Genomic DNA, 26,137 nt, shown 5'->3' with positions numbered 1-26,137 from the left:
CCGGCGCGGCGTGGGGTGGGGTCGGGTCGGTCAGAGCTGCGTGAGAGCGCTCTCTCGATCTCGCCCGCCGGCACCACCGGTGCCGGCGGGGAATGATCTGTTTCTACCCGCTGGATCGGTCTTTGGCTATGGGGCGCTCGCCGGTCGCCGGCCGACGGCGGTGCCGGATCCGCGAACATACGTATTCCCGGTAGGGGTAAGCTCGGCGGTCGAGTCGGATCGGAACGAGTAGCGAGGGAGAGACCGATGGAGGTCAGCACCTACACCGTGCAGGGGATGACCTGCAGCCACTGCGTCGGTTCGGTGTCCACCGAGGTCGGCGGGATCGCCGGGGTCACCGAGGTGGACGTCGACCTGGCCACCGGCCGGGTCACCGTCACCAGCGAGCAGCCGGTCAGCGACCAGGCGGTGGCCGCCGCCGTCGAGGAGGCGGGCTACGAGCTGGTCAGCGGCTGAGCGCAACCGGCCGGAACCGGCGCAGCCGCAGACTGTTGGCGACCACGAACGCCGACGACATCGCCATCGCCGCACCCGCGATCATCGGGTTGAGCAGTCCCGCCGCCGCCAACGGCAGCGCCGCGACGTTGTAGGCGAACGCCCAGAACAGGTTGCCCTGGATCGTCCGCAGGGTGCGGCGGGAAAGCCGGACGGCGTCCACGGCGGCGGTGAGATCGCCCCGCACCAGGGTGAGATCGGCGGCCTCGATCGCGGCGTCGGTGCCGGTCCCCATCGCCAGGCCGAGATCGGCCTGGGCCAGAGCGGCGGCGTCGTTCACCCCGTCACCGACCATCGCGACCACCCGACCATCGGCCTGCAACCGCTTGACCGCGTCCACCTTGTCGGCGGGCAGCACCCCGGCGATCACCTCGTCGACCCCCACCTCGGCGGCGACCGCCCGGGCGACGGTGGCGTTGTCGCCGGTGAGCAGGACCGGGGTGAGTCCGAGCCGACGCAGCGCGTCGATCGCCGGCCGGCTGGTCGGCTTGACCCGGTCGGCGACGGCCAGCACGCCCCGGGCCCGGCCGTCCCAGCCGACCATGACCGCGGTCCGGCCGGCGGCCTCGGCGGCGGTCATCCTGCCGGCCAGCGTCGCGTCCACGGTCAGGCCGTCGTCGGTCAGCAGCGCCGGCCGACCGACCAGCACGGTACGCCCGCCGACGGTGCCACGTACGCCCAGTCCGTGCCGGCCGGCGAAGTCGGTCACCGCCGGTAGCGGCCCGACCCGCTCGGCGGCGGCCCCGGCGACCGCCCGGCCGATCGGGTGCTCCGACCCGGCCTCGACCGCACCGGCCAGCCGGAGCAGTTCGTCGGGATCCGGGTCGGCGCCGTCGACCAGCACGTCGACCAGCGTCATGGTGCCGGTGGTGACCGTGCCGGTCTTGTCCAGCAGCACGGTGTCCACCCGACGGGTGGACTCCAGCACCTCCGGGCCTCTGATCAGCACGCCGAGCTGGGCACCGCGTCCGGTGCCGACCAGCAGCGCCGTCGGGGTGGCCAGGCCGAGCGCGCACGGGCAGGCGATGATCAGTACGGCGACCGCTGCGGTGAACGCCACGGTGGCCCCGCCCCCGGTGGCGAGCCAGTAGCCGAGGGTGCCGACGGCGAGCGCGATGACGATCGGCACGAAGACGCCGGAGATCCGGTCGGCGAGCCGCTGCGCCGCCGCCTTGCCGGCCTGCGCCTGCTCCACCAGCCGGGCCATCTGGGCGAGCTGGGTCTCGGCGCCGACCCGGGTGGCCGTCACCACCAGCCGGCCGCCGGCGTTGACGGTGGCGCCGACCACCGGGGCGCCGGGGGCGACCTCGACCGGCACGGACTCGCCGGTGACCATGCTGGCGTCGACCGCCGAGGAGCCCTCGGTCACCACGCCGTCGGTGGCGATCTTCTCGCCGGGCCGGACGACGAACCGGTCACCCACCGCGAGTTGGTCGACCGGAATCCGGGTCTCCGCGCCGTCGCGCAGCACGGCGACGTCCCGGGCACCCAGCTCGAGCAGGGCCCGCAGCGCCGCGCCGGCACGGCGCTTGGCCCGGCTCTCGAAGTAGCGGCCGAGCAGGATGAACACGGTCACCCCGGCGGCGACCTCCAGGTAGATGTTGGCGGCGGCCATCCCGCGGTCGACGGACAGGCTGAACGGGTGGGTCATACCGGGGGTGCCGGCGGTGCCGAAGAACAGCGCCCACAGCGACCAGCCGAGGGCGGCGAGGGTCCCCATCGAGACCAGGGTGTCCATGGTCGCCGCGCCGTGCCGCAGATTCGTCCAGGCGGCCCGGTGGAACGGCAGGCCGCCGTAGACCACCACCGGGACGGCCAGCACTAGGCTGACCCACTGCCAGTAGGTGAACTGCCAGGCGGGCACCATCGCCAGGACGACCACCGGCACACTGAGCACCAGCGCGACCCAGAGCCGGGTACGCAGCGTACCGAGGTCGTCGGAGACGGCCGGCCGGTCGGTGCCAGCCGATCCGTCGGCGTCCCGATCCGTCGGCGGCGGAGCGGGCGCCTGGGCGGTGTAGCCGGTACGGCGTACGACGTCGACCAGCTCGTCGGCGGTCACGGTCGGATCCTCGACGGTGACGCTGGCCTTCTCGGTGGCGAAGTTCACCGTCGCGGTCACCCCGTCGATCCGGTTGAGCTTCTTCTCGATCCGAGCCGCGCAGGACGAGCAGGTCATCCCACCGATGCTCAGCTCGATCCGGGTCGCCGTCGTGGTCCGGCCCGCTCCGGTGCTGCTCATGCCGTCCTCCTCGCCCGCGCGGTGCTGGCGGAACCCTCGTCTCGCTGCTATTGCGGGACCCACCATACCCCTAGGGGGTAAAGCCGTCGGGGTGCCGTTGGGTGGGTGTGACGAGGTCAACCGCGCTTCATCAGCCGACCGATCGCCGCCATCATCTCGGCGGCCATCTCGTCCGCGCGGCCCTCGGCGGATCCCTCCTGCATGCAGTGCCGGGCGTGCCCGTCCAGCAGGCCGAGGGCGACCTTGTCCAGAGCCGCCTGGATGGCGGAGATCTGGGTCAGCACGTCGATGCAGTACCGGTCGTCGTCGACCATCCGCTCGATACCGCGTACCTGTCCCTCGATGCGGCGCAGCCGGGCCTGGAGCTGGTCCTTGGACGCGGTGTAGCCGCGGGTGGTCTGGCTGGTCATCCTCGTAGGCTAGCAACCCCCAGGGGGTATATGCGAGGAACCGGCTGTCGGGCAGGTACGGTTACCGGAACATCGTCGGACGTCGGATGTCGGGACGGAGCGGACATTATGCGGGTGCGGTCGATGATCATCAGCCTCGTCGTCACCGGTTCGGTGGCGTTGGCCGGCTGCGGCACTCCGGCCGACGGAGAGGGCACGCCGCCGTCCGGCGGGGACGGGACCGGTGCCAGCGCGCCAGCCGGGGACACCGACCCCGAAACCGGTGCAGACACCGACAGTGGCACAGACACCGACAGTGGCGGCGTCAGCGCCAGCTATGCCTTCACCGCCGACACCCTGGCCGGCGACACCTTCGACGGGCGCAGCCTGGCCGGGAAACCGGCGGTGCTGTGGTTCTGGGCACCCTGGTGCTCCACCTGCCTCGGTCAGGCCGCCCGGGTCAACTCGCTGGCCGCCGACTACGCCGAGACCGCCAGCGTGGTCGGCGTGGCCGGGCTCGACGGGGTGCCGGCCATGCACGACTTCGTCGAGTTGGCCAAGCTCTCCGGCTTTCCGCAACTGGCCGACGAGCAGGGTGCGGTGTGGCGGCACTTCGAGATCACCGCACAGAGCACCTTCGTCGTCCTCGACGCCGATGGCGAGATCGTCGACAAGGGACATGTCGACGTCGACGCGCTGCCCGGCACCCTCGACCGGCTGCTGGCCGGATAGCCGACCCGGCCACCGAACGCAGCCGATCCGATGACCGACGCACCGCTCGCCCTCGCCCTGGCGGCAGGCACCCTCGCAGCGGTCAACCCGTGCGGGTTCGCGCTGCTGCCCGCGTACCTGTCCTTTCTGGTCAGTGGCGGCGACGCGGCCGGCACCGGCCGAGGTGCCGCCGTCGGCCGGGCGCTGACCACGACAGCGGCGATGACCGCCGGATTCGTCGTCGTCTTCGGAGTGTTCGGCCTGGTCGTGGCGCCGGCAGCCGGAGCGGTGCAGCGCCACCTGCCGTGGCTGACCATCGGCATTGGGCTGCTGCTCATCGGGCTCGGCGGGGTGCTGCTGGCCGGTCGGCAACTGCCCGGCATCGGCATGGTGCCGTCCCGCGCCCCGGCCACCAGCCGGTCCGTACTGTCCATGGTGGTCTTCGGGATGGCCTACGCCGCCGCGTCACTGTCCTGCACGATCGCTCCGTTCCTGGCGATCGTGGCGGCCAGCTTCCGCGCCGGCTCGGTCGCGTCCGGGGTGGCCCTGTTCGTGGCGTACGCCGCCGGGATGGGGCTGACCGTCGCGATCGCGGCCGTCACCGTCGCGCTGGCCCGCGACGGGCTGCTGCGCCGGGTCCGCCGCGCGGCCCCGCTGCTGTCCCGCCTCGGCGGCGCGTTGCTGGTGGCAGCTGGCGGCTACATCGCCTGGTACGGCTGGTACGAGATCCGACTGCTGCGCGGCGGGCCGGGCGGGGACCCGCTGATCGACGGCGCCGGTCAAATCCAGCGGTGGCTGGCCGGCACGCTGGACCAGGCCGGGGCAGCCGTCCTGGCAGCGGTCCTGGTCGTGCTGCTGGTCGGTGCCGGCCTGCTCCGGTTGGCCCGGTCCCGCCGTCCGGGCAGGAGATAGTTGTCAGGTACGTGTTGGCCAACGGTGTCAGCCGTGGCAGCCGGTGGTCACGGGCAGCGGACGACCTGGCCTCCGTAGGACAGGCCGCCACCGAAGCCGAACAGCAGGATCGGCGCGCCGGACGGTATGTCGCCGCGCATCACCAGCTTCGACAGCGCGATCGGAATGCTGCCGGCGGAGGTGTTGCCGGACTCGACGACGTCCTCGGCCACGATCGCGTCCGGTGCGCCGATCCGTTCGGCGAGCGATCTGATGATGCGCAGGTTCGCCTGGTGCGGCACGATCGCGGCGAGGTCTGCCGGGGCGACCCCGGCCCGTTCGCATACCTGCCGGGCGATCGTCGGCAGCACCGTGGTCGCCCACCGGTAGACCGCCTGGCCGGCCTGCTGGAAGTTGCCGGCACGACCCTCGATCCGCACCGCGTCGGACATCTCCGGAACCGAGCCCCAGACGACCGGGCCGATCCCGGGCTGATCGGCGGCGGTCAGCACCACGGCCCCCGCGCCGTCACCGACCAGCACACACGTCGTACGGTCGGTCCAGTCGGCGAAGTCGGACAGCTTCTCCACCCCGACGACGATGGCGTTACGCGCGGCGCCGGCGCGTACTGCGTGGTCGGTGGCGGCCAGCGCGTAGGTGAATCCGGTGCAGGCGACGTTGACGTCGATGACCGCCGGGTGGCCGAGCCCGAGGCGGGCGGCGACCCGGGCGGCCATGTTCGGCGACCGGTCGATGGCGGTGCAGGTGGCGACCGAGACGTAGTCGATGTCGGCGGGGGACAGGCCGCTCTGGGCGAGGGCCTTGCGGGCGGCGTGCGCCGCCATCTCGTCGACGGTCTCGTCCGGCTCGGCGATGTGCCGGGTCTGGATCCCGACCCGGGACCGGATCCATTCGTCGCTGGTGTCGACCATTTTCGACAGCTCGTCGTTGGTGAGGATCCGGCTGGGCTGGTAGTGCCCAACGGAGAGGATGCGTGAACCGGTCAACGGTTTGATCTCCCTTGGGCTGGGCTGCCACGAGTGATGCCAGCGACTGGGGTCGACTATAGTGCCTGCCCGCCCTCCGACCGGGGTGGCGTTTCCGGCCGATCGCCATGAGTAGGCGGGTCGTCGTGGCTGCGGCTCTTGCGGACGATCAGCATCGGGTAGCGGGCGAGTCGTGCGCTCCAGCGGGGCAGGTGATCCTCGACCGCGGCCACGCCGGCCACCATCGCCCGGCCGGCCCGCCCGCCGGGCACCACCGTACGGGTGATCTCCGGCGCGAGAATGGACCAGCTTCGAACCTCGATTCGCGCCCGATCGCGTAGCCCGACCTGCAGCCGGCGATGGTCGACCGGGTGGTACGGCAACGGCGGGAGGTCCGCTACCGGACGGGAGTCCAGCCGTAGCCGGCGGGCCAGATTCTGCAGCCGCGCGAACGTCTGGATGTACACGAGCACGGCGACGCCGCCCGGCCGCAGGACCCGGCAGATCTCCGTGAGCGCCAGCGTTTGTCGTTCCGGTGTGAGGTGGTAAAGCACGTGGGCGCACAGCACCCGGCCGAAAGTGTCCGCCGGAAAGGGCAGCTGGCAGATGTCGGCCTGCAGGTAGCTGGCGGTGTCGCCGAGGGTCTGCCGTGCGCCGCGTAACGCCGCTGCCGCGAAATCGAGATTGACCCGTAGGCCGCCGTCGGCCGCAACCGGCACCGGCGCCCCACCGCACCCGAGGTCCAACAGTGGTCCCTCGCCCGCCAGCAGTCGGGCGACCCGCTGGTCACGGCGCCGATGGTAGCCGTCCATCACCGGTCGCAGGTCGACGAAGGCTTCCGCGTCCCGGTACTGCCCGGATGATCCGCGCTGCCAGCCGTAGGTCTCGTAGAACTGCCGTACCGCCACGTCGTCTTCACGGGTCTGGTTCATTGATCGATCCTGGCTTATCTCCAAAGGAGAATCAATCCGCTTGTCGGTGTGCCGGGGCCCGGCACCCGGCGTGGTGCCGGGCCCCACTGATCGGACGCTGATCGGACGCCGGGCGAGCGCCGGCGCTGTCCGATCAGGTCGCTGTCGTAGTTCAGGTCGCGGTGCAGGTCAGGGCCGGTGCGGCGTTGCTGCTGCCGTTCCAGGTGCCGATGAATCCGAAGGTGGCGCTGGCCCCGGCGCCGAGCGAGCCGTTGAAGGAGACATTGGTCGCCGTCACCGCCGAGCCACTGGCGTTGATGGTCGCGTTCCAGGACTGGCTGATCGTCTGACCGTTGGCGAAGGTCCAGGTCACCCGCCAACCGCTGATCGCGGACGAGCCTGCGGTGACCCGTACGTCGCCCTGGAAGCCGCCCTGCCACTGGCCCACCACGGAGTAGGCCGCCGTGCAGCCGCTAGCACTCGGCGGTGGGGTGGTCGGGTTCGGCGGTGGGGTGGTCGGGTTCGGCGGTGGGGTGGTGGGATTCGGCGGTGGGGTGGTGGGATTCGGCGGTGGGGTGGTGGGATTCGGCGGTGGGGTGGTGGGATTCGGCGGCGGGGGCCAGCCGGGGCCGGGTGGCCAGCCGACCAGACCGCCGCGGTACTGCCCGGCGGTGACGGTCATCAGCCGGTTGGCGCCCGCGATGCTGCCGCCGGTGGTGGACATGCCGCCGATCGTCGGACCGGACAGGCTGCCGCCGAGGTAGACGTCGTAGTTCTGCCCGTTCTGGATCCGGTTGGAGGAGAAGACCACCTCGCGGAACGCCTTGGCGGCGCGATAGGAGGCGAGGACCTGGCCGCCGGAGACCAGATGCAGCAGGGTGCCGGCGGGCTGACTGCTGGACAGTTGAGGTGCGGCCCAGCCCTGGCCGGAGGTCGGCGGCAGGCTCAGCACCGCCAGCGCGGTCGACCCCGCCCCGAGCATCGTGCCGCCGGTGAAGTGGACCGCGCCGTTCGAGTCGATCGCGCCCTCGCCCGGGCTGCCGCTGCTCGGCCCACTGACCACGACCGTGCCGCCGGCGAAGGTCACCGTGCCGTTGGAGTCGATACCGTCGATGCTGGAGTCGACCAGGGTGGTCCCGCCGGTGATCCGGACGAACGCGTTCGGTGCCACCTCGAAGTCGCCGTACCCGTCCTCGACGGCGTTGATCGCGTCGTCGCGGGCGGTGACGTCGACGGTGCCGCCGGAGATGGTCACCTGCCGGCTCTCGATCGCCTCGTAGGAGTTGGTGACGGTGACGGTGCCGCCGGAGATGTCGACGGTGTTCTCGCCCTTGATGGCGTCGTCACCGGCGTTCACCCGTACGGTGCCGTTGGTGATGGTGAGTCGGCCCCGGTCCGCCTCGGTGTCGTCGGACCTGATGCCGTCACCGCCAGCGGTGACATCGAGGCTTCCGCCGGTGATGTCGAGGAAGTCCTTTCCCCGGATGCCGTCGTCGACCGCGTCGACCGTGATCGTGCCCGACTCGATGACCAGGCCGTCCTTGCTGGTGATGCCGTCGTACGCGTTGCCGCGTACGGCCAGCGCCCCGGTGCCGGTGATCCGCAGGTCGGCGCGGCTGAACAGGGCTGCGTTGGGCTCGTCGGTGTCCGGGTCGGGATAGACGTAGTTGGTCGCGTCGGTGAGTCGGCTGGTGGTGCCGGCGGCGAGTGTGATCACGACCTGGTCGGCGTCGGTGACCTGCAGCGGCGCGTTGCTGGAGTTGGTGATGGCGGCGCCGTTGAGGATCAGGTTGACGGTGCCTGAGGCGTCGACGTTGAGGTAGCCGTCGTTGAGGGTGCCGGTGACCTGATAGGTGCCCGGTGCGGTGATCGTGACGGCCCGCCCGGCGATGGTGACGTCGGCACTCGGGCTGGTGGCGCTGGTGCCGGTCAGCGTGATCGGGACGGTGGCCTGTGCTGCTGCCGGTGCCGGCAGCGGGCCGGTGATCAGTGCGATCGCGAGCCCGGCGGGGACGATGGCTCTCAGGGGGATGCGTTTCATAACGATCTGTCCTGACTCGGGTGGATGGGACGGGACGCGCGCGTGAACACATCGATAACTATAGATGAATCTCGATGGTTCCGGCGAACCGCGTCCCAGCCCGGCTACCTTGATCCCAGGCGCGCGGGAGGCTCCGGGCCGTCGAGCAGCAGCGTCAGCTCGGTGGCGAGGTGCAGGCTCAGCCCGAGCAGCGTGAGTCCGGTGAGTAGGTTGAGCGTACGGGCGGCCACCGGTCGCCGGAGGAAGCCGCCGGCCCGGTCGACCGTTACCGCCAGTATCGGATACCAGATCACCGCCAGTAGCACGATCAGCAGAGCCAACATGGCGGTAGGCGGCCCGACCGGCACGCCGGTAGGAACGAATTGCGGAATCAGGCTGGCGAAGAACACGAACACCTTGGGATTCGTCACATCGGTCACCAGGCCCTGCCGGTACGCCCGCCAGAGGCCGCTACCTTGGATCCGACGATGGCGGCGTACGTCATTCTCGCTGGGGACCGCCCGGCCGGACGGTAGGTCGGTTCCCGGCCGACTGCACAGCAGCCGGATGCCCAGATAGCAGAGATAGCCCATGCCGACGAACTGGATGACCCGGTAGGCGGTCGCCGAGGCAATCATCAGCGCCGCGATTCCGAGTGCAGCCAATGACGAGTGCAGCAGCAGCCCACTGATGATGCCACCGGCGGTGGCCAGCCCCAGCTTGCGGCCGTCGAGTGCGTTGCGTACCACCATGGTGAAGTCCGCTCCGGGTAGGACGACCATCGCGGCCGCCACGCCGACGAACGTGACGAGCTCGCCGCTCAACAAATGCGGCACCCCTCGGGCATCTTCGGCAGTTGCATCGTGGGGTGCCTCCTGATGGGCGCGGTCAGGCATGCATCGATCTGCGCGTGGGGACGAGTCACATCCGGGTGTGCGACGCCCGCCGCACCAGACCCCGGGGAGATCGACATGACCATACACCGGCCGGTGCATGCCTAAAAGGGGGAAAAGTCAGGTAAGCAGATCCGGAGTACGGCGCCACTCGGCCGACCTACATGAATCGCCGACCTGCCGACCGGCCGTTCGTCAAGGCCTCCGCCCGGCGCGCCACCGCCGCACTGGAGCTGCCCTCCTGTCCCGATCCGGTCCCCGGCGTCGATGACCGCACGTCTCTTCGCGGTGATGACGTGCATCCGGGAGGCGCCGACCTCCCGGTAGTCGACGAACCAGGCCATGGACGAAATTTTCGTATTGATCCTATCGGTCCGACTTTTGGGCTAGAACTGAAGCCATGGCGGACCCGGGCTACCCGCTCGCAGCGTCACGTGTGCGGCGGCACCCGACGTGAACGAGACCACGCTGCCCATCACCATCGGCACCTGGCTGCTGGCCATCAGCCCGGTCGTGCTGTTGCTGGTTCTCCTGGCGGTGCTGCGGTGGAAGGCGCCGCAGGCCGGGCCGGTCGGCATGTTCCTGGCCATCCTGCTCGCCGTGGTGTTCTTCCGTACGCCGTGGGAAACGGTCGCGGTCGGCGCCGGCAAGGGGATCTGGGACGCGATCTTCATCCTACTGGTGATCTGGCCGGCGCTGCTGCTCTACCGGATCGGCACTGCGGCCGGAGCATTCGACGCGTTACGGCAAGGGCTGTCGCGCTACAGCCGCAACCACGTCTTCCTGGTGCTCGCCTTCGGCTGGGTGTTCGCGTCGTTCATGCAGGGCATCGCCGGCTTCGGCGCGCCGATCGCCATCGTCGCACCGCTGCTGCTGGCGATCGGCGTCCGGGCCGTGTACGCGGTGGCGATCCCGCTGATCGGGCACGCCTGGGCGAACATGTTCGGCACACTGGCGGTCGGCTGGCTGGCCACGCTGCAGGTGGTCGAGCTGGACGACGAGTTGACCACCGCCCTTGTCACCGCGGTGCTGTTGGCGCCGATCACGCTGATGGCCGGGTTCACGATCGCTTACATGGCGGGCCGGGGCGCGGCGGTCCGGTTGGCCTGGCCGCTGATCCTGATCATCTCGGCGATCCACGCCGGCCTGCAGTTCGTGATCATGTACTGGGAGCCGGTGCTGTCGAACTTCCTCGCCACCACGGTCGCCCTGGTAGCCCTCTACCCGTTGTCCCGATGGTCCCGCTACCGTGAGCCGGCGCACGACATCAAGCGGCGTCCGGCGATGAACGAGGAAGCCGGGGACGCCGCCGAGGACGAGGACACGAAGCCGACGATGAGCCTGGCGTGGGCGATGCTGCCGTACGCCGTACTGACCGCCGTCGCTGTGCTCACCCTGGCGATCGCGCCGGTGGAGAACCTGCTCGACCAGGTGGAGTTCGGCTTTCCGTTCCCCGATGTCACGACCGGCTACGACGTGACCAGTGAGCCGGACCGCCCGTACTCGCCGATCTCGCCGTTCACTCACCCGGGGTTCGCGCTCATCGTCGCGACGGCCGTCACCTGGCTGACCTTCCGGTCCCGGGGTTTCTTCGCCGCGCAGCGTGAGCGCGCCGGCCAGCAGTCGATCTGGTCCTCCCTCGCGGACAACGCGGCACCGGCGTCGGTGGCGATCCTGTCGTTCCTGGTGCTCGCCGGGGTGATGGAGCATTCCGGCCAGACCGACGTGCTGGCGCAGGGCATCGAGTCGGTCTCCCCGCCGCTGGTCTACGCCTTCGTCGCGAACTTCATCGGACTGCTCGGCGCTTTCATGACCTCCAGCAACACCGCGTCGAACGTGTTGTTCAGTCAGTTGCAGCAGGGCGTGGCGAGCGGTACGGGCCTGTCCGGCAACACCATCATTGCCGCGCAGAGTGCTGGCGGTGCGGTCGGCAACGCGATCGCCCCGGCCAACATCGTGCTCGGCACCGGCACCGCCGGCATCGTCGGCCAGGAAGGCGAGGTGCTGCGCAAGACGCTGCCCTGGACGTTGGCAGCCGCCGCAGTGATCGGTCTGCTGACTCTGCTCTTCGTATGACCGCTTCGTATGGCGTCGGGAGGACGTGATGACCGAGCTCCGCTGGCTGTTGCTGGCGCTGGTGCTGTTCCTCGTCGCACTGCCGGTGCTCAGCCTCGGCACCGACACCGACACACCGCCGGCATGGTGGGCCGGCCTGGCGCTCGTCGGGGTCGCCGGCGCGATACCGATCGTGCTGAAGTTCGCACCCGCCGACGACGGGGGTGAGGAGGGGTGACGGGTCGCTTCCGGGAAATCTACGCCGACACCGGGGACGGGGGCGTGCAACTGGGTGCCGCTGCCGACCGTTGGCACCTCTACGAGGACCACGTGCACCTGTCGCCGCACCACACCGAAGGCCAGCTGGTCCGATTCGACGCCGAGTTGCTGCCGTTCGTGGACAACCTCAACCGTGGTGCGCTGGTCGTGGTCGACATGCAGAACGACTTCTGCGCTCCTGGCGGCTGGACCGACCGTTCGGGCCTGGACTACCGGGCCTGTCGGGCGGCGATCCCCGGCGTGCGGCGGGCGATCGAGGCTGCCCGTCGGCACGACATGTTCGTCATCTGGGTCTACTGGCACAACCGGCCCGACCTGCGCAACCTCGGCGCCCCCACACTCTTCTCCTTCAAACACCGCCGAGATCAGCGCGGTATCGGCGAGGAGCTGGACAACGGGTCGGTGTTGACCGCCGGGTCGTGGGGGGCGGAGACGGTCGACGAGTTGAAGATCCACATGCGCGACGACGACATCCATGTGGAAAAGGTACGGATGAGCGGCTTCTACGGCACCCACCTGGACCAGGTGCTGCGGACCCAGGGCGTCCAGACCCTCTTCGTCTGCGGAGTGAACGCCGACCAGTGCGTCAGCACCACCCTGGAGGACGCCTACTTCCGCGACTACAACGCGGTGCTCATCGCCGACGCGACCGCCACCTCCAGCCCGGCCTACTGCAAGGACGCCGTGGTGTTCAACACCAAACAGTGCTGGGGTTTCGTCACCACCAGCGACCGGTTCGCTGACCCGCGGCCGTACCGACCACGATCGGGGAACTGAAGATGACCGCCCCACACGGCCCGCGTACCGGCCGGCCACCCACCCGGGTCGACCGGGGCGCGGTCACCTCGTCACACACCCTGGCCAGCCAGGCCGGCTTACACGCCCTGCGTCGCGGAGGCAGCGCGGTCGACGCCGCCATCGCTGTCAACGCCATGCTCTGCGTCGCCTATCCGCACATGGCCGGGCTCGGTGGCGACGGCTTCTGGCTGATCGCCGAACCCGGCGGCACGGTACGCGGACTGAACGCCTCCGGCCCGTCCGCGTCCGCCGCCACCCGCGACTACTACCGGGAGCGAGGGCACACCGACGAGGTGCCCGCTCGGGGTGGTCTGGCCGCGCTGACCGTACCCGGTGTGGTCGACGGCTGGCGGCTCGCCCACGAGCGCTACGGACGGTTGTCCTGGTCCGACCTGTTCGCCGACGCCATCCACTATGCGCGGCACGGCGTTCCGGTCTCCCGATCGCTCAGTGACTGGCTGGTCGAGGATCTGGGCCTGCTCAGCGCCGAGGAGTCCATGGCCCGGATCTTCGTTCCCGACGGGCGTGCCGCCCGCGAGGGTGACCGGCTGGCCCAGCCGGACCTGGCTCGGTCGTTGGCGGCGGTCGCCGCCAACGGTGCCCGGGGCGGCTTCTACGAGGGCGACCTCGCCCAGCGGATCTGCGGCTCGCTCGCCCCCACCGGATCCCCGCTGCGCGTCGAGGACTTCGTCGCCTACCAGGCGCACTGGGAAGACCCGATCTCCACCGACTACCGCGGCCACACCATCTACGAACTGCCCCCGAACACCCAGGGATTCGCCGCCCTGCAGATCCTCAACCTGATCTCCGGCTACGACGTGGCCAGCTGGGGAGACGGCACCCCTGACTACTACCACCACCTCGCCGAAGCGGTGAAGCTCGCCTTCGCCGACCGCGACGAGTGGCTCACCGACAAGCACTGGGTCGACATCCCGATCGCAGACCTGCTCGACCGGGAATACGCGGCGCGGCGCCGCGAGCTGATCCGGGCCGACCGGGCCATGGTGATGGCGGACGTCGAGGCGGGGATCCGGTTCGGTCCGCAGACCCGACGGCGGCCCCCGCAGGGCGACACCTGCGCGTTCAGCGCCGTCGACGACAACGGCCTCGTCGTTTCCGCGATCCAGTCCATCTACCACGACTTCGGCAGTGCGATCATCGCCGGGGACACCGGCATCATCCCGCAGAACCGCGGCTCGTTCTTCTCCCTCGACGACAACCATCCCAACCGGATGGAGCCGGGCAAGCGAACCTTCCACACCCTCATCCCCGGTCTTGCCTGCCAGGACGGCAGACCCTGGCTGGCCTTCGGCAGTATGGGTGGTGAGGGCCAGCCACAGACCCACGCCGCGCTCCTGACCCGCATGATCGACTTCGGGTACGACGTCCAGCAGGCCATCGAGGCGCCCCGCTGGCTGATGGGGCGTACCTGGGGGACGACCGCGCAGGACCTGTCGCTGGAGGGACGCATCGGCGACGAGGTCATCCGCGAGCTGCAGCGCCGTGGCCAGCCGGTGCGGATGCTGCCCAACTGGGACGACAACATGGGCCATGCCCACGCCATCCGGATCGACCACGAACGAGGACTGCTGGAGGCTGGCGCGGATCCCCGCGGTGACGGCGCGGCCCTCGGCTACCGGAATGCGGGCCAGTGCTCCGGCCTTCAGGCCGGGGGTGAAGGCCCGCGCTGGGAGGGCCGCCAGGCCCGAGCAGTGCCTTGACCGGGACGGTTCTGCTGCTCGATGTACTGCTTGATGACGCTCAAGGGTGCGCCGCCGACAGACCCGGCGAAGTACGAGCCGGACCAGAGTTTGTTGGCCCGGTAGTAGTGGCGCACCAGGTCGGGGAACTCCTGCCGGAGGCGGCGCGAGGAGACCCCTTTGAGGCTGTTGACCAGCCTGGCCACGGCGACCTTGGGCGGGAAGTTGACCAGCAGGTGGACGTGGTTGTTCTCGCCGTTGAACTCGACCAGTTCGGCCTCGAAGTCGGCGCACACGTCTCGCATGATCGCCTCCATCCGGGTCAGGTGCCGGTCGGCGAACACGTTGTGTCGGAACTTCGTCACGAAAACCAAGTGGACATGCATCGCGAAGGTGCAGTGCCTGCCGGTGCGGACGCCTTGAAGTTCGACCATAAACCAACATGATACAGTGATGGCCGTGCAGCTCCGTTACAACTACCGGATCACCCCGGACGCCGCCCAGCGCACCGCGCTGGCGCAGGCGTTCGGGTGTGCCCGGGTGGTTTTCAACGACGGACTCAGGCTGCGTCAGCAGGCCCGCGAGGCGGGCGAGAAGTACATCTCCGACGGCGACCTGTCGAAGTTGGTCATCACAGCGGCCAAGGCCAGCGAGGACCGGGCCTGGCTGGGTGAGGTGTCGGCCGTGGTGTTGCAGCAGGCCCTCGCCGATCTGAACACCGCGTACCGCAACTTGTTCAACTCGCTGTCCGGCAAACGCCGGGGCCGCAAGGTGGCCCCGCCCCGGTACCGGTCCCGTAAGGACAACCGGCAGGCGATCCGGTTCACGGAGAACTCCCGGTTCAAGGTCTGTGACAACGGCCGCCTGCGGCTGCCGAGGATCGGCGACGTTCCGGTGCGCTGGTCGCGCGGCCTGCCGTCGGATCCCACCTCGGTCACCGTGATCAAGGACACAGCGGGCCGGTACTTCGCCTCGTTCGTCGTGCGGATCGGCGAGGACGAGACGCTGCCGCCGGTCGACTCCGAGATCGGCATCGATCTGGGCCTGACCCACTTCGCGGTCATGTCCGACGGCACGAAGGTGACCGCACCGAAGTTCCTGCGCCGCGCGGCCCGCAAGCTCAAGCGGTTGCAGCAGGCACTCTCACGCAAGCAGAGGGGCAGCAACCGCCGCAAGAAGGCCGTGATCGAGGTGGCCCGCGCTCACGCGCGGGTAGCCGACACCCGGCGGGACTGGCAGCACAAGCTGTCCACGGCGATCATCCGCGAGAACCAAGCGGTGTACGTCGAGGACCTGTGCGTTGTTGGTCTCGGCCGGACTCGGCTGGCGAAGTCCGTGCACGATGCGGGCTGGGCCGCCTTCACCGGCATGCTGGAGTACAAGGGGAAGCGGTACGGGCGCGCGTTCGCCCGGGTGGACCGGTGGCTCCCGTCCACCCGGATGTGCTGCGACTGCGGCCGGATCAACGAGAAGATCGCGTTGAACGTCCGGGAGTGGGACTGCCCGTGCGGCAGTCACCACGACCGGGACATCAACGCCGCCATCAACATCAAGGCCGCCGGACAGGCGGACTTCAACGACCGTCGAGCGCACGTAAGACCGGGACTTGTCCCGGCGGTGCGCAGTGAAGCGGTAACCCACCCGGACGCTGCGTGTTCCACGCGCAGCGTGGAGGGAATCTCCGTCCTTCAGTTTAGGGCGGAGAGGATGTCAATGAGTGGCACACTGCCGCCCTGCCCATCAGCTACCTTTGCGCTGCTGACATCGGCGGATGGCACCTGCGCCGGTTGGGCGTAGTCGGGTTGGGCGGTGGTGGACGAGGTGGTCGCCACGAGGCAGCCGATACCGTCATCCACTTCGGCCGGCGCCGCAGTGCCGAACTCGGCGACGTCAACGCGCCACGCGACAGGCGAGGCCCCGCAACTGTGCGGTCCGGCGACGGGATTCGGGTACGACCGACGGTCCCTCTCGTGGGGGAGAAGGACCGTGAGGGCGTGGGGTCAGGCGGTGCCGGCTTGCTGGCGGCGCTGGTTGTGCTGGAGGGCTTCCTCGAGTTGGTCTTCGAGGACGATGATCCGGCAGGCGGCTTCGAGGGCGGTGCCGTGGTCGACCATCTCCCGGGCTCGTGCGGCCAGGCGCAGTTGGTAGCGGGAGTAGCGGCGGTGCCCGCCGGGGGAGCGGAACGGGATGATCAGTTTCGCTTCGTCGAGGCGGCGCAGGAAGTCCTGCGAGGTGCCTACGATCTCGGCGGCTCGGCCCATGGTGTAGGCGGGGTAGTCGTCGTCGTCGAGCATGTCGTCGGGTGGGGCCATGCATACCTCTTTCATGAACGAGGGCCCCGGCGCAGAGCGCGCCGGGGCCCAGGGTTACGGGTTGAATACACCATCTACCGACAGGTTCGTCGGGTTCTCGCTTCCGCACCGTGCCGCCATCTGCGACAGGGGATGCGAGGATCGCATAAGCGTGACCGGAGACCACCACCTCACGTTCGATGGGACTACGGTGTCCGCGGCAGGACTGCGACTACGTCCTGCCGGCGGGCGATCCAACGGCGTACCGCCCTCCCTTTCCTCTGTTGCCTTTACCTGGCACTGACCGCCGGTGTCGGGGCCCACGCAACTTCACGACCCCGTACACGTGCGGCGGATCTGTCCCACATCAGGCGGAGCCCCGAACCTGCATCGGCCCTGCCTGCGCTGCCTTGACCTGGAGTTACGTCAAGGTCTTGACCTGCACTTGCCCTACTGCATGCGGTGATGTGGTTCCACCGCAGTTACCGAGGGGGCCACGAAGGGAACCGGGCCATGCTTGACCCTCGGCCTGTCTCGTCGGCGTCTTTTACCGATCTCCGTTGTCAACGGAGGTAACACTACCCAGCCGCACCGAGAATGTCTAGTCGACGGAGACCAGATTTTCTCGGCCGGTGGTCCGAGGCTTGGCAAGGGGCGCATCGACGACCGACCGGAGGTCAGCCGTCGCGTCCGCCGCTGGTGGTGGTCGATCGGGCCGGCGTGGGTGCGCCGCCGTTGGCGGGGGGTGTGGGTAGTGGGGTGGCCAGGGCGGCGAGCCCGACCGCCACCGGTAGCGCGGCGCAGCCGAGCAGGGCGGCCTGGTAGCCGCCGGTGGCGTCGTGGACCAGGGCGAACAGCAGCGGACCGAAGGCGGTGGAGCCGACGGTGATCGCGGTCAGCAGACCCCGGATGGCACCCAGGTGGGCGGTGCCGAACAGCCGGGGCGTGAGCGCGGTCTCCACCGTACGGATGGCGGCGGAGGCGGCCCCGATCGCGACGCCGAAGCCGATCGCGGACCAGCCTGGCGTGACCAGCGTCGCCCAGGTCAGCGCCGTACCGAGGCCGGCCATCGCGACCGCGAGCAGGGCGCGCGGGTGCCGGCCGTCGACGAGCGGGCCGACCAGCAGGGTGGCGGCGAGTCCGGCGACGGTCTGCGGCAGGAAGTTCGCGGCTGCGGCGGTGGTGCTCAGTCCTCGTTCGGTGAGCAGGCTGATCTGGTGGAAGCCGACGGCGGTGGTGAGCATGCCGGCGGTGGCGACCGCTGCGGCGAGGATCCAGAAGTACGGCGTCCGCAGCGCCCTGGCCCGGGTAACGCCGACCGGTCCGCTGTCCCCGCCGGCCCTGGTGGGTGGCTGGCCGTCGACGAACTGGCCAACGTCGGCGGGCCGGTCGCGGATGCCGAGCAGGGCGATGGGGATGACGACGGCCCAGACCACCAGCCCTTCGATCAGCCACGCGGTGCGCCAGCCCTGGAGTGCGATGAGGCGTTCGAGGAGGAGCGGTGCCAGGGAGATACCGGTGGTGCCGACGGCGGAGACGATGGCGAGGGCGGTGCCGCGTCGGCGTAGGAACCAGTGCGCGGTGACGGTGGTGGCGGCGATGCCGAGGGCGCCTTGGCCGGCGAGGCGGATGCCGACGAATCCGGCGGTCAGGCCGACGATCCCGGTGACGAGCGAGAGAGCGATGAGTACGGTGCCGAACACCGCGCCGATGACCGCCATGCAGCGGCGGACACCGTAGCGGTCGATCAGGATGCCGATGCCGGGCAGTGCGGCGGCACCGGCGAGGGTGCCGACCAGGTAGGCCGTGGAGACGGTGGACCGGGTCATTCCCAGGTCGGCGATCATCGGGTCGATGAACGCCGACACGGCGAGGGTCTGGCCGGGGGCGGTCATCGCGAGCGCGACGCTGGCGTACCCGACGATGCGCCAGCCGTGGAAGCGCACCGGCGGCGCGGCGGTCGACTCCGACGAAGAGGGCTCGCGGTTGCTGGTCACGGTCCATTCCTCGGTCGGGAACACCGCGGAGTCGGGGTGTCGGACGTGCGGCTTCAATGCCAACTGCGGCGCCGGGCGGTCAGCGGTCGGGCCCTGCGGCCACCATCTCGAACCTAACGTGCGGGAAGCCTTGTGGGTGGCGCCCAGTGGTGCGGCTAACAGAGCCGATGGTGCCGGATCGAACCGACGTGCCGGGCGGGACGGGCGGGACTCTACCTTCGCGTGAGGGTAGGATGCCGAGGTGGCGTTTCGGGAGGACGAGCCGGTGTCGCCAGCGACGCCGGCCAGCGGGCTGGACCTGCCGGCCAGTGGGCCCGACCCATGGTCGCTGCGGGTCCGTGGTGCGATCCTGCTCAGCGCCTGTGCCGACGGGCTGGGCGCTCCTTTCGAGGGCGTGACGGCGGTGGACGAGGCCGCGGTGGATCACCTGCTGGAGACACCGCCCCAGTTGCGATGGACCGACGACACCGCGTTGACCCTGGCCCTGGCGGAGCACCTGGTGCGCCGAGGTGGGGACGTCGACCAGGACCAGCTGGCTGCGGCGTTCGCGGCCGAGTGGTCCGCCCGCCCCGACCTCGGGTACGGCGCCGGGGTGGCCGAACAGTTCGGCCGTATCGTCGCCGGTGAATCCTGGGTGGCGACGTCACGGGGGGCCTTCGGCGGTGCGGGCTCCTACGGTAACGGGGCCGCGATGCGGGTCGCCCCGGTCGGTCTGTTACCGGGTCTGCCACTGGCCGAGGTGGCGCGCCGCGCCCGTCGCACCGCCGAGATCACCCATGCTCATCCACTGGCTCAGGACGGTGCCGTCGCACAGGCGGTGGCGGTCGCGGTCGCGGCCAGATCTCGCCAGGACACGCCGATCGACGCCGACCTGCTCATCGCGGCGGTCGCCGCGCAGCTACAGACGCCGCAGTTCCGGGCCGCGTTGTCCATCGTGCGGGCACTGGCCCGGCGACGGGCGACCCCGGCGGAGATCGCCGAGGCGGTCGGCAACGGAGTCGCCGCTGTCGAGTCGGTGCCGGCGGCGCTGGCCGTGTTCCTGGCCGGCCCGCAGCGGCCGCACGACGTCGTCCGATCGGCCATCCGGGTCGGCGGGGACACCGACACGATCGCGGCCATGGCGGCTGCGGTGTGCGGCGCCCGGTGCGGGGAGCAGGGCCTGCCGGTGTTGTGGGGGCTGCGGGTGGCGGACACCCGGCGGCTGTGGCACGTGGCGAGTGCGCTGGCGGCGGTCACCCCGGGCGGTCCGGTCGACGGCAGCTGACCGTCCCGCGTGCCAGGCAGCGGCCGCGTGCCAGGCAGCACGCCGAGTACCGTCAGCCCACCTGGACGCCGGGCGCGCGGTTGTGGATCTCCGCAGCGTCGGCGTTGACGTCGGTTGTGCCGGTACCCGGGTGCTCGTCGGCGAATCGTAGGAAGCGTGAGACGGGCCCGTGGTGAGTCAGGTGGAGTTCGTGCATCGCCCTGGTACACGCGATGTAGAGCATGCTTCTGTCCATGTCGTTGGAGTAGTTCGCGTCGCTCACGTTAGGGACGATGACTGAATCGAACTCTAGTCCTTTCGATATATGTGCTGTGGTGACGATGATGCCGCCAACGAACTCCGTGCTGTCGTAGTCAAGAAAAGTCAGTTCGACGCCGGCCGCCGACAGCGCGCGATGAATTTCTTCAGCCTGAGGGGCGGTCTTGCAGATTATCCCCATGGATCGATGTGTGGTGCGCTGGTGTTCCTCGACGAGAGCCAGGACCCGTGACTCCTGGTCCTTGGGGTCTGCGCAGCTAATAATCTGGGGCGGACGCCCGTGGCGCTCGATAGGTATGGTCTTGCTGTTTCTGGAGATATGCTGGGCGAAATTCGTGATCTCGATTGTCGACCGGTAGCTCTTGCGCAACTCGAGACAGTCAGCCTCCGGGAAGATGTTGTGGATCGTCGCAGGCGTGGACGAACTGAACGGATTCACCGACTGGTTGGAGTCTCCCAGGATCGTCATTTTACAGGAGAACAGTTCGCGGACCACGGCGTACTGGATGGGTGTGTAGTCCTGCATCTCGTCAACCACGAGATGCAAGATTCTGCCGTAATTCTCCTGGCGAGCTGTCCTGATCATGGTGTAGATCAGGGGAAAGACATCGGCATATTCAATCTTTTTCCGGCCGAGCGGCTTGAACAGGTTGCGGCGGGCTGGGTCGGAGTAGAACGCCTTGTACAACGCGAGTGCGTCTTTGTGTGGGAACATGGCGCGGACCTGCCTGCGGATGCTGGCCGTGTCGGCGGCTGTCCATTTGCCGCCTCTGTCCAGCACCCGCTGCTTGAACAGATGGACGGCGCTGTTGGTCAGCAGATCGAGCCGCGTGAAGATCGGAAGTGTCGGTGCATCTGCGAAGGTGGCTGCAACCCACCTCGCTGAGAGCCGTTCGTTCTTCTGCTCGATCTCGCGAGGCGTGAAGTCTTCGTCGGCACGTGAGTCGATCCACGCTCCAAGATCGGCGACGAACTCCGGCGTCGCCTTGTAACGTATGCGCTCGGTCGCCGCTTCGTCGGCGTGATCGAGTAGGTTGGCGACCTGTTCGCTAAAGGTCTCGTAGTCGGTGATCTTCGCGAGAAACCTGTCCGCGATCGTTCCGAAGTCGATCTCAGCTATCTGCTCTTCCCCCAACTCGGGGAGGACGTTGGCGATGTAGTCACCGAAGACCTTGTTGGGGGAGAGGATCATCACGTTGTCGGACGAAAGGGTGTCTTTGAAGCGGTAGAGCAAAAACGCCACCCGGTGTAGGGCGATCGATGTCTTTCCGGAGCCGGCCACGCCCTGCAGGATAAGTATCTGGGCGGTCTCGTTCCGGATCACCGCGTTCTGCTCGCGCTGGATGGTGGCAACAATGTTCTTCATCTTGTCGTCGGCGGATTGACTGAGCTCCCGCTGCAAGACGTCGTCGCCGATGTTCAGCGCGCTTTCGAACATGTATTCCAGGTGCCCATCCCGGATCTTGTACTGGCGCTTGCCGATGATCTCGCCGTGGATGATCCCTTGAGGTGCCTCGAAGTGCGCGTCCCCTGATTCGAAGTCGTAGTAAAGGCTGGACACAGGGGCGCGCCAGTCGTGTACTACTATCTGCTGCGTTCTCGGGTCCGTCAGATTGTGCACCCCGATGTAGTGGGCGCTGGCGTCGGCTGCGCCTCGCACATGGAAGTCGACGCGCCCGAAGTAGGGAGTCGCCAGCAGCCGCTGGATCCGCTTTCGCGCTGTCACGGCATGGTCAGCCAAGGCGACGGAGGTGTTTACTTCGACGCGGACGTTGGCCTTCTCGGCACCATCCATGTCGCGCCAGTTCGCCCACATCTGCTCCTTCTGCGCCCGGATGGCGCTGGCGGAACTGCCGATGGTGGTGGTGAAACGATCAAGCTCCGTCGTCAGCAGCCGGACCGTCTCGGCCAGATGCCTGCGCTCTTGTTCTTCGTCTCGTGGCTGCGCGTCTGTCAAAGCAATCTCCGGATCAGGTTGCCGTGGAACGACTCGAACGTCCTGCTCGCCAGGGCCGGGTGCCGGCGCAAGACGCCTGTCCGCCAGGGTACCGTGACGTCAGGGTAGAGTCCGAGGGCTGCTCGGCGACCGGGGCGGGACAGGTTCGGCACCCCGTCGCCGCCGCGGCTTCACCATCCGCCAATGGTGACGATTGCCACTCTGCGCCATCCCTACCCTTCCGCAACGGTAGATTCACCCCTGCTGCCCGTGCTGTTCGACCAGCACGGCGGGGGATGGTTTCCGAGGCGACGACGCCAGGAAACAACCAGGTCATCTTCTCGGGTCATCGTGATCGTGACGGATCGTGCCGCCATGATCACCGGGATCGGTGCTGGTCTGCGGATCCCGTCACGAGACCCCTGCGCGCCGCCGCGCGCCCTGATCGGAAAAGGCTGTATGTCTGCGTTCTCCCCTGCGGCGTTCCGGCCGCGTCTGTCCCGCCCGTCGTGGTTGTCGCCGAAGGTGTTCCGTACCGAGGTCCTCGCCGGCCTGGTGGTGGCCCTCGCGCTGATCCCGGAGGCGATCTCGTTCTCGATCCTGGCCGGGGTCGACCCCCGGGTCGGGCTGTTCGCCTCGTTCACCATGGCGGTGACCATCGCCATCTGCGGCGGCCGGCCGGCGATGATCTCCGCGGCGACCGGCGCGATCGCGTTGATCGTCGCCCCGTTGGCCCGCGACCACGGGCTCGGCTATCTGCTGGCGGCGGTGATCCTCGGCGGGATGCTGCAGGTGCTGCTCGCCGCGCTCGGCGTCGCCCGGCTGATGCGGTTCATCCCGCGCAGCGTGATGGTCGGCTTCGTCAACGCCCTCGCGATCCTGATCTTCGCCGCGCAGGTTCCGTACCTGATCGGGGTGCCGTGGCTGGTCTATCCGATGGTCGCCGTCGCGTTGGTGATCATGGTCGGGCTGCCCCGGCTGACGAAGGCGGTGCCCGCGCCGCTGGTCGCGATCGTCGTGCTGACCGTCGTCACGGTCGTCGCCGGTTTCGCCGTGCCGACCGTCGGTGACCAGGGCTCACTGCCGAACAGTCTGCCGGTGCTCGGTCTGCCGCAGATCCCGTACACCTGGGCCACCCTGCAGTTGATCGCTCCGTACGCCTTCGGGGTCGCCCTGGTCGGGCTGATGGAGTCGCTGATGACCGCGAAGCTGGTCGACGACATCACCGACACCCACTCGAACAAGACCCGCGAGTCGTGGGGGCAGGGGGTGGCCAACATCGTCACCGGTTTCTTCGGCGGTATGGGTGGCTGCGCCATGATCGGCCAGACCATGATCAACGTTAAGGCGGCCGGTGCCCGGACCCGGCTGTCGACGTTCCTGTCCGGCGTGTTCCTGCTGATCCTGGTCGTCTCCCTGGGCGACATCGTGGCCCGGATCCCGATGGCCGCCCTGGTCGCCGTGATGATCATCGTCGCGGTGTCGACGTTCGACTGGCACAGCGTCGCCCCGGCCACGCTGAAGCGGATGCCGTGGGGGGAACTCGCGGTGATGGTTTCCACCGTCGCCGCAGTGCTGATCACCCACAACCTCGCGATCGGCGTCATCATCGGTGTCCTCGTCGCCATGGTGATCTTCGCCCGCCGAGTCGCGCACATGGTGGAGGTCACCAGCGTGCTCGACCCCGACGGCACTACCCGGATCTACTCGGTGCACGGCGAACTGTTCTTCGCCTCCAGCAACGACCTCGTCTACCAGTTCGACTACGCCGGCGACCCGGACCGGGTGATCATCGACATGACGCACGCACACATCTGGGACGCCTCGTCGGTGGCCGCGCTCGACGCCATCACCACCAAGTACGCCAGTCGCGGCAAGAGCGTCGAGATCATCGAGCTCAACCAGCCCAGCGCCCGGATCCACGACACCCTCGCCGGGCAGCTCAGGGTCGGCCACTGACACCGGTCAGGCCGGCGGAGCGCCGCCGGCCTGACCGGTGGACGTCCGGTCCGCCGACCCTTCCGGGTCGGCGAGCCGGAGCAGAGCGACGAACATGATCGCGGTGCCGGCGGCTGCAGTCGCCGCACCGACGGCGATAGACGTCGCCTCGATGAACGGCCCGAATACCAGCGGGGAGAAGAACTGGCCGCCGAACAGCGCGCTGCCCTGCAGCGAAGTGGCCGTTCCGCGCTGCCCGGGCGGCGCGGCGTGATCGATCAGAACGGTCAAGGTCGGCATGGCGAGACCGCTGCCGAGACCGCTGCCGAGACCGGTGAGGGCCGGCACGAGCAGCAGCGGCAGCGGATGGTCCGCGACGGCGAAGACGACGAATGCGCCCGTCCAGCACAGCACCGCCCCGCGCAGCAGCGCCGGATAGGACAGCCAGGCGCGGAGCCGCGCGTAGGATAGGCCGGCCAGGCTGGCGGTGGCACCGGAGACCACCATCGAGTAGACCGCGACGAGCACCGTGTCCTGGACGCCGAGCTGGTCCAGCCGGCGTGGCAGGAAGACCGCGAGGACCATCATCAGCCCGGCGGTCGCGACCCAGATCCCGCAGAGTCCGAGCAGCAGCGGACGGTCTCGCAGCAACCGCACGGCGCCCCGGCGGCTGTTGGACGTTGGCGACGTGGTGCCTCGGGCCGGGCGGATCGAGGCCGCAGCGCCGGCCGGGACGGTGAGCAGGGCGGCCACTCCGAGCGGTACGCCGACGAGGTAGATGGCGAACGGCGCCTGCCAGGACACGTGTCCGAGCATCCCTGCCGCCAGGGGATAGGCGAACCCACCGACGGTGACGGCGGTCGTGCGCCAGCCCATGACGCGGTCGCGGTCGGGGCCCTGGTACAGCGCCAGCATCGCCACCGCCGAGCAGGTGAAGATGGCGGCGGCTCCGGTGCCAAGGACCAGCCGGGTGGCGAGCAGCGTCGGCAAGGTGGCGGTGAGCATCCCCGCCGCACCGCCGACGCCGTACAACAGCAGCCCACCCGCCAGCGGTACGCGGATGCCGAACCGGTCCGCCGCCCGCCCGGCGAGCGGACTGACCAGCGCGATAGCCAGGCTGTGCGAGGTGAGGACCAGACCGGCCTCGGTGCCGCCGACCGCCAATTCCTGTCGGACGACCTCGATGACCGGGGCGATCGTCGCCCCACCCATCACGCCGAGAGTGGACGCCAGCAGTAGCACGGCGAGGACGGGTCGACCCGGCCTGGACTGGGGTCGGGGCTGCGGATCGACCGGCACGACCACAGCGACCCCCAGCGCCATCGAAAAGTAAATCGAGTCTTATATTGGGTCGAGTTTTGTTTGGCATCAAGTGTGAAATGCGTCTCAGGCTTGCTCCGCTATGATCCTCTGGTGACTGCCGATCCAGACCGGCTGGAAGCCCTGCCGCTGCGCGAGCGCAAGAAACAGCGCACCCGGCGGGCGCTGGCCGACGTCGCGCTGCGACTGTTCACCGAGCGCGGCTTCGATCGGGTCACCCTGGAGGAGCTCACCGCCCACGTGGAAGTGGCCCGCAGCACGTTCTTCCGCTACTACCCGAGCAAGGAAGACGTGGCGATGGCCGCCGAAGGCGAGCTCTGGCAGGCGTACATCGCCCACTTCCAGGACCACGACGAGCCCGGACCCGCCCTACCCGCCCTACGCGCCAGCCTGGTCGCGGCCATCGTGGGAATGCCCGACGACTGGGAACGCCGGTTCCTGGCCACCCGCCGGCTCGCGGCCGGTACGCCCGTGCTGCGCGACCACAGCGTCCTGTCGTCGATGAAAGTGCAGCAACGCCTCGTCGAGATCCTCGAAACCCGGCTGAATGCCGACAGCCGCTACGACGTACGCCTGCGACTGCTCGGCGAGTTCGCCCTCAGCGCCTGGCGGTGCGGTGCCCGCAACTGGGTCGCCGGCCGCAGCAACGGCGAACCCGGCCAGGAACATCAGATCGGCTACGGCGGACTCCCGATGCTCGCTCGCCTCGTCGAGGACGCGTTCGACGCCATCCCGGCCAGCCTGACGCTGGAACTGTCGTGAA

At 69.2% G+C, this 26,137-nt stretch carries 22 protein-coding genes; 11 read left to right on the top strand and 11 right to left on the bottom strand.

What is annotated here, in order from left to right:
* Positions 1–246: 246 nt before the first annotated feature.
* Entirely contained in the window at positions 247–456 is a 210-nt protein-coding gene (locus EDC02_RS26030) for a heavy-metal-associated domain-containing protein (protein WP_123604216.1), read from the top strand.
* Here the strand turns inward: EDC02_RS26030 and EDC02_RS26025 are convergent.
* The gene (locus EDC02_RS26025; RefSeq protein ID WP_123604215.1) at positions 446–2,737 is read right to left on the bottom strand and encodes a cation-translocating P-type ATPase; all 2,292 of its coding nucleotides are present in this window, start codon (positions 2,735–2,737) and stop codon (positions 446–448) included. The two genes, EDC02_RS26030 and EDC02_RS26025, sit on opposite strands and share 11 nt — an antisense overlap.
* A 116-nt stretch (positions 2,738–2,853) precedes the next feature.
* Positions 2,854–3,147: a metal-sensitive transcriptional regulator gene (locus tag EDC02_RS26020; RefSeq protein ID WP_123604214.1), complete on the bottom strand. Its 294-nt coding sequence runs from the start codon at positions 3,145–3,147 to the stop codon at positions 2,854–2,856.
* Positions 3,148–3,270: 123 nt separating this feature from the next.
* Between EDC02_RS26020 and EDC02_RS26015 the strand changes: the two genes are divergently transcribed.
* Positions 3,271–3,858: a redoxin domain-containing protein gene (locus EDC02_RS26015; RefSeq protein ID WP_158632307.1), complete on the top strand. Its 588-nt coding sequence runs from the start codon at positions 3,271–3,273 to the stop codon at positions 3,856–3,858.
* A gap of 30 nt (positions 3,859–3,888) precedes the next feature.
* On the top strand, positions 3,889–4,749 hold the full coding sequence (locus EDC02_RS26010; protein ID WP_123604212.1) for a cytochrome c biogenesis CcdA family protein: 861 nt from the start codon (positions 3,889–3,891) through the stop codon (positions 4,747–4,749).
* 47 nt (positions 4,750–4,796) lie between these two features.
* Here the strand turns inward: EDC02_RS26010 and EDC02_RS26005 are convergent, their stop codons facing one another.
* The 4 genes from EDC02_RS26005 to EDC02_RS25990 form a co-directional block, all read right to left on the bottom strand.
* A complete protein-coding gene (locus tag EDC02_RS26005; protein ID WP_123604211.1) occupies positions 4,797–5,735 on the bottom strand; it encodes a beta-ketoacyl-ACP synthase III in 939 nt (312 codons plus the stop codon).
* A 56-nt stretch (positions 5,736–5,791) separates the two neighbouring features.
* A complete protein-coding gene (locus EDC02_RS26000) occupies positions 5,792–6,646 on the bottom strand; it encodes a class I SAM-dependent methyltransferase (protein WP_123604210.1) in 855 nt (284 codons plus the stop codon).
* A 151-nt stretch (positions 6,647–6,797) separates the two neighbouring features.
* The gene (locus EDC02_RS42905) at positions 6,798–8,666 is read right to left on the bottom strand and encodes a carbohydrate-binding domain-containing protein (RefSeq protein WP_123604209.1); all 1,869 of its coding nucleotides are present in this window, start codon (positions 8,664–8,666) and stop codon (positions 6,798–6,800) included.
* Between the two features lie 104 nt (positions 8,667–8,770).
* Complete coding sequence (locus EDC02_RS25990) at positions 8,771–9,469, bottom strand: LysE family translocator (protein ID WP_123605148.1); 699 nt, start codon at positions 9,467–9,469, stop codon at positions 8,771–8,773.
* A gap of 522 nt (positions 9,470–9,991) precedes the next feature.
* Here EDC02_RS25990 and EDC02_RS25980 point away from each other — a divergent pair.
* Genes EDC02_RS25980 through ggt form a run of 4 tightly spaced genes read left to right on the top strand, consistent with a single transcriptional unit; the run spans position 9,992 to position 14,391 of the window.
* Positions 9,992–11,614 carry an L-lactate permease gene (locus EDC02_RS25980; RefSeq protein ID WP_123604207.1) on the top strand — a complete coding sequence of 541 codons (1,623 nt, stop codon included), beginning with the start codon at positions 9,992–9,994 and terminating at the stop codon, positions 11,612–11,614.
* Positions 11,615–11,642: 28 nt separating this feature from the next.
* Entirely contained in the window at positions 11,643–11,831 is a 189-nt protein-coding gene (locus EDC02_RS25975; RefSeq protein WP_123604206.1) for a hypothetical protein, read from the top strand.
* Positions 11,828–12,649 (top strand): cysteine hydrolase family protein, encoded by an 822-nt coding sequence (locus EDC02_RS25970; protein WP_123604205.1) that lies wholly within the window; start codon positions 11,828–11,830, stop codon positions 12,647–12,649. Before EDC02_RS25975 ends, EDC02_RS25970 begins: the two co-directional genes overlap by 4 nt.
* A gap of 2 nt (positions 12,650–12,651) precedes the next feature.
* The gene (gene ggt, locus EDC02_RS25965) at positions 12,652–14,391 is read left to right on the top strand and encodes a gamma-glutamyltransferase (protein WP_123604204.1); all 1,740 of its coding nucleotides are present in this window, start codon (positions 12,652–12,654) and stop codon (positions 14,389–14,391) included.
* Here the strand turns inward: ggt and tnpA are convergent.
* A complete protein-coding gene (tnpA, locus tag EDC02_RS25960; protein ID WP_123600934.1) occupies positions 14,334–14,804 on the bottom strand; it encodes an IS200/IS605 family transposase in 471 nt (156 codons plus the stop codon). The two genes, ggt and tnpA, sit on opposite strands and share 58 nt — an antisense overlap.
* 19 nt (positions 14,805–14,823) lie before the next feature.
* Between tnpA and EDC02_RS25955 the strand changes: the two genes are divergently transcribed.
* On the top strand, positions 14,824–16,167 hold the full coding sequence (locus EDC02_RS25955; protein WP_199757773.1) for an RNA-guided endonuclease TnpB family protein: 1,344 nt from the start codon (positions 14,824–14,826) through the stop codon (positions 16,165–16,167).
* A gap of 203 nt (positions 16,168–16,370) precedes the next feature.
* Here the strand turns inward: EDC02_RS25955 and EDC02_RS25950 are convergent, their stop codons facing one another.
* Together EDC02_RS25950 and EDC02_RS25945 are read right to left on the bottom strand one after the other, a co-directional pair.
* Complete coding sequence (locus tag EDC02_RS25950; RefSeq protein WP_123604122.1) at positions 16,371–16,682, bottom strand: MerR family transcriptional regulator; 312 nt, start codon at positions 16,680–16,682, stop codon at positions 16,371–16,373.
* A gap of 656 nt (positions 16,683–17,338) precedes the next feature.
* Positions 17,339–18,658, bottom strand: a complete 1,320-nt coding sequence (locus EDC02_RS25945; RefSeq protein WP_199757772.1) for an MFS transporter — start codon at positions 18,656–18,658, stop codon at positions 17,339–17,341.
* A gap of 241 nt (positions 18,659–18,899) precedes the next feature.
* Here EDC02_RS25945 and EDC02_RS25940 point away from each other — a divergent pair, with 241 nt between their 5' ends.
* Positions 18,900–19,922, top strand: a complete 1,023-nt coding sequence (locus EDC02_RS25940) for an ADP-ribosylglycohydrolase family protein (protein WP_123604203.1) — start codon at positions 18,900–18,902, stop codon at positions 19,920–19,922.
* Between the two features lie 52 nt (positions 19,923–19,974).
* Here EDC02_RS25940 and EDC02_RS25935 read toward each other — a convergent pair whose 3' ends face one another.
* Positions 19,975–22,137 carry a UvrD-helicase domain-containing protein gene (locus EDC02_RS25935; RefSeq protein ID WP_123604202.1) on the bottom strand — a complete coding sequence of 721 codons (2,163 nt, stop codon included), beginning with the start codon at positions 22,135–22,137 and terminating at the stop codon, positions 19,975–19,977.
* A 438-nt stretch (positions 22,138–22,575) separates the two neighbouring features.
* Here EDC02_RS25935 and EDC02_RS25930 point away from each other — a divergent pair, with 438 nt between their 5' ends.
* The gene (locus EDC02_RS25930) at positions 22,576–24,075 is read left to right on the top strand and encodes a SulP family inorganic anion transporter (protein ID WP_123604201.1); all 1,500 of its coding nucleotides are present in this window, start codon (positions 22,576–22,578) and stop codon (positions 24,073–24,075) included.
* A gap of 6 nt (positions 24,076–24,081) precedes the next feature.
* Here the strand turns inward: EDC02_RS25930 and EDC02_RS25925 are convergent, their stop codons facing one another.
* Positions 24,082–25,377, bottom strand: a complete 1,296-nt coding sequence (locus EDC02_RS25925; RefSeq protein ID WP_123604200.1) for an MFS transporter — start codon at positions 25,375–25,377, stop codon at positions 24,082–24,084.
* Positions 25,378–25,467: 90 nt separating this feature from the next.
* On the opposite strand from EDC02_RS25925, the gene EDC02_RS25920 reads away from it, so the two are divergent.
* Positions 25,468–26,136, top strand: coding sequence for a TetR/AcrR family transcriptional regulator (locus tag EDC02_RS25920; RefSeq protein WP_199757771.1), 669 nt, complete (start codon positions 25,468–25,470; stop codon positions 26,134–26,136).
* Position 26,137: the final 1 nt, after the last annotated feature.

This window comes from Micromonospora sp. Llam0 (assembly GCF_003751085.1).
Classification (GTDB): domain Bacteria; phylum Actinomycetota; class Actinomycetes; order Mycobacteriales; family Micromonosporaceae; genus Micromonospora_E.
The sequence above is the reverse complement of the archived record's forward strand: the minus strand, read 5'-3'. Positions and strand labels throughout refer to the sequence as shown.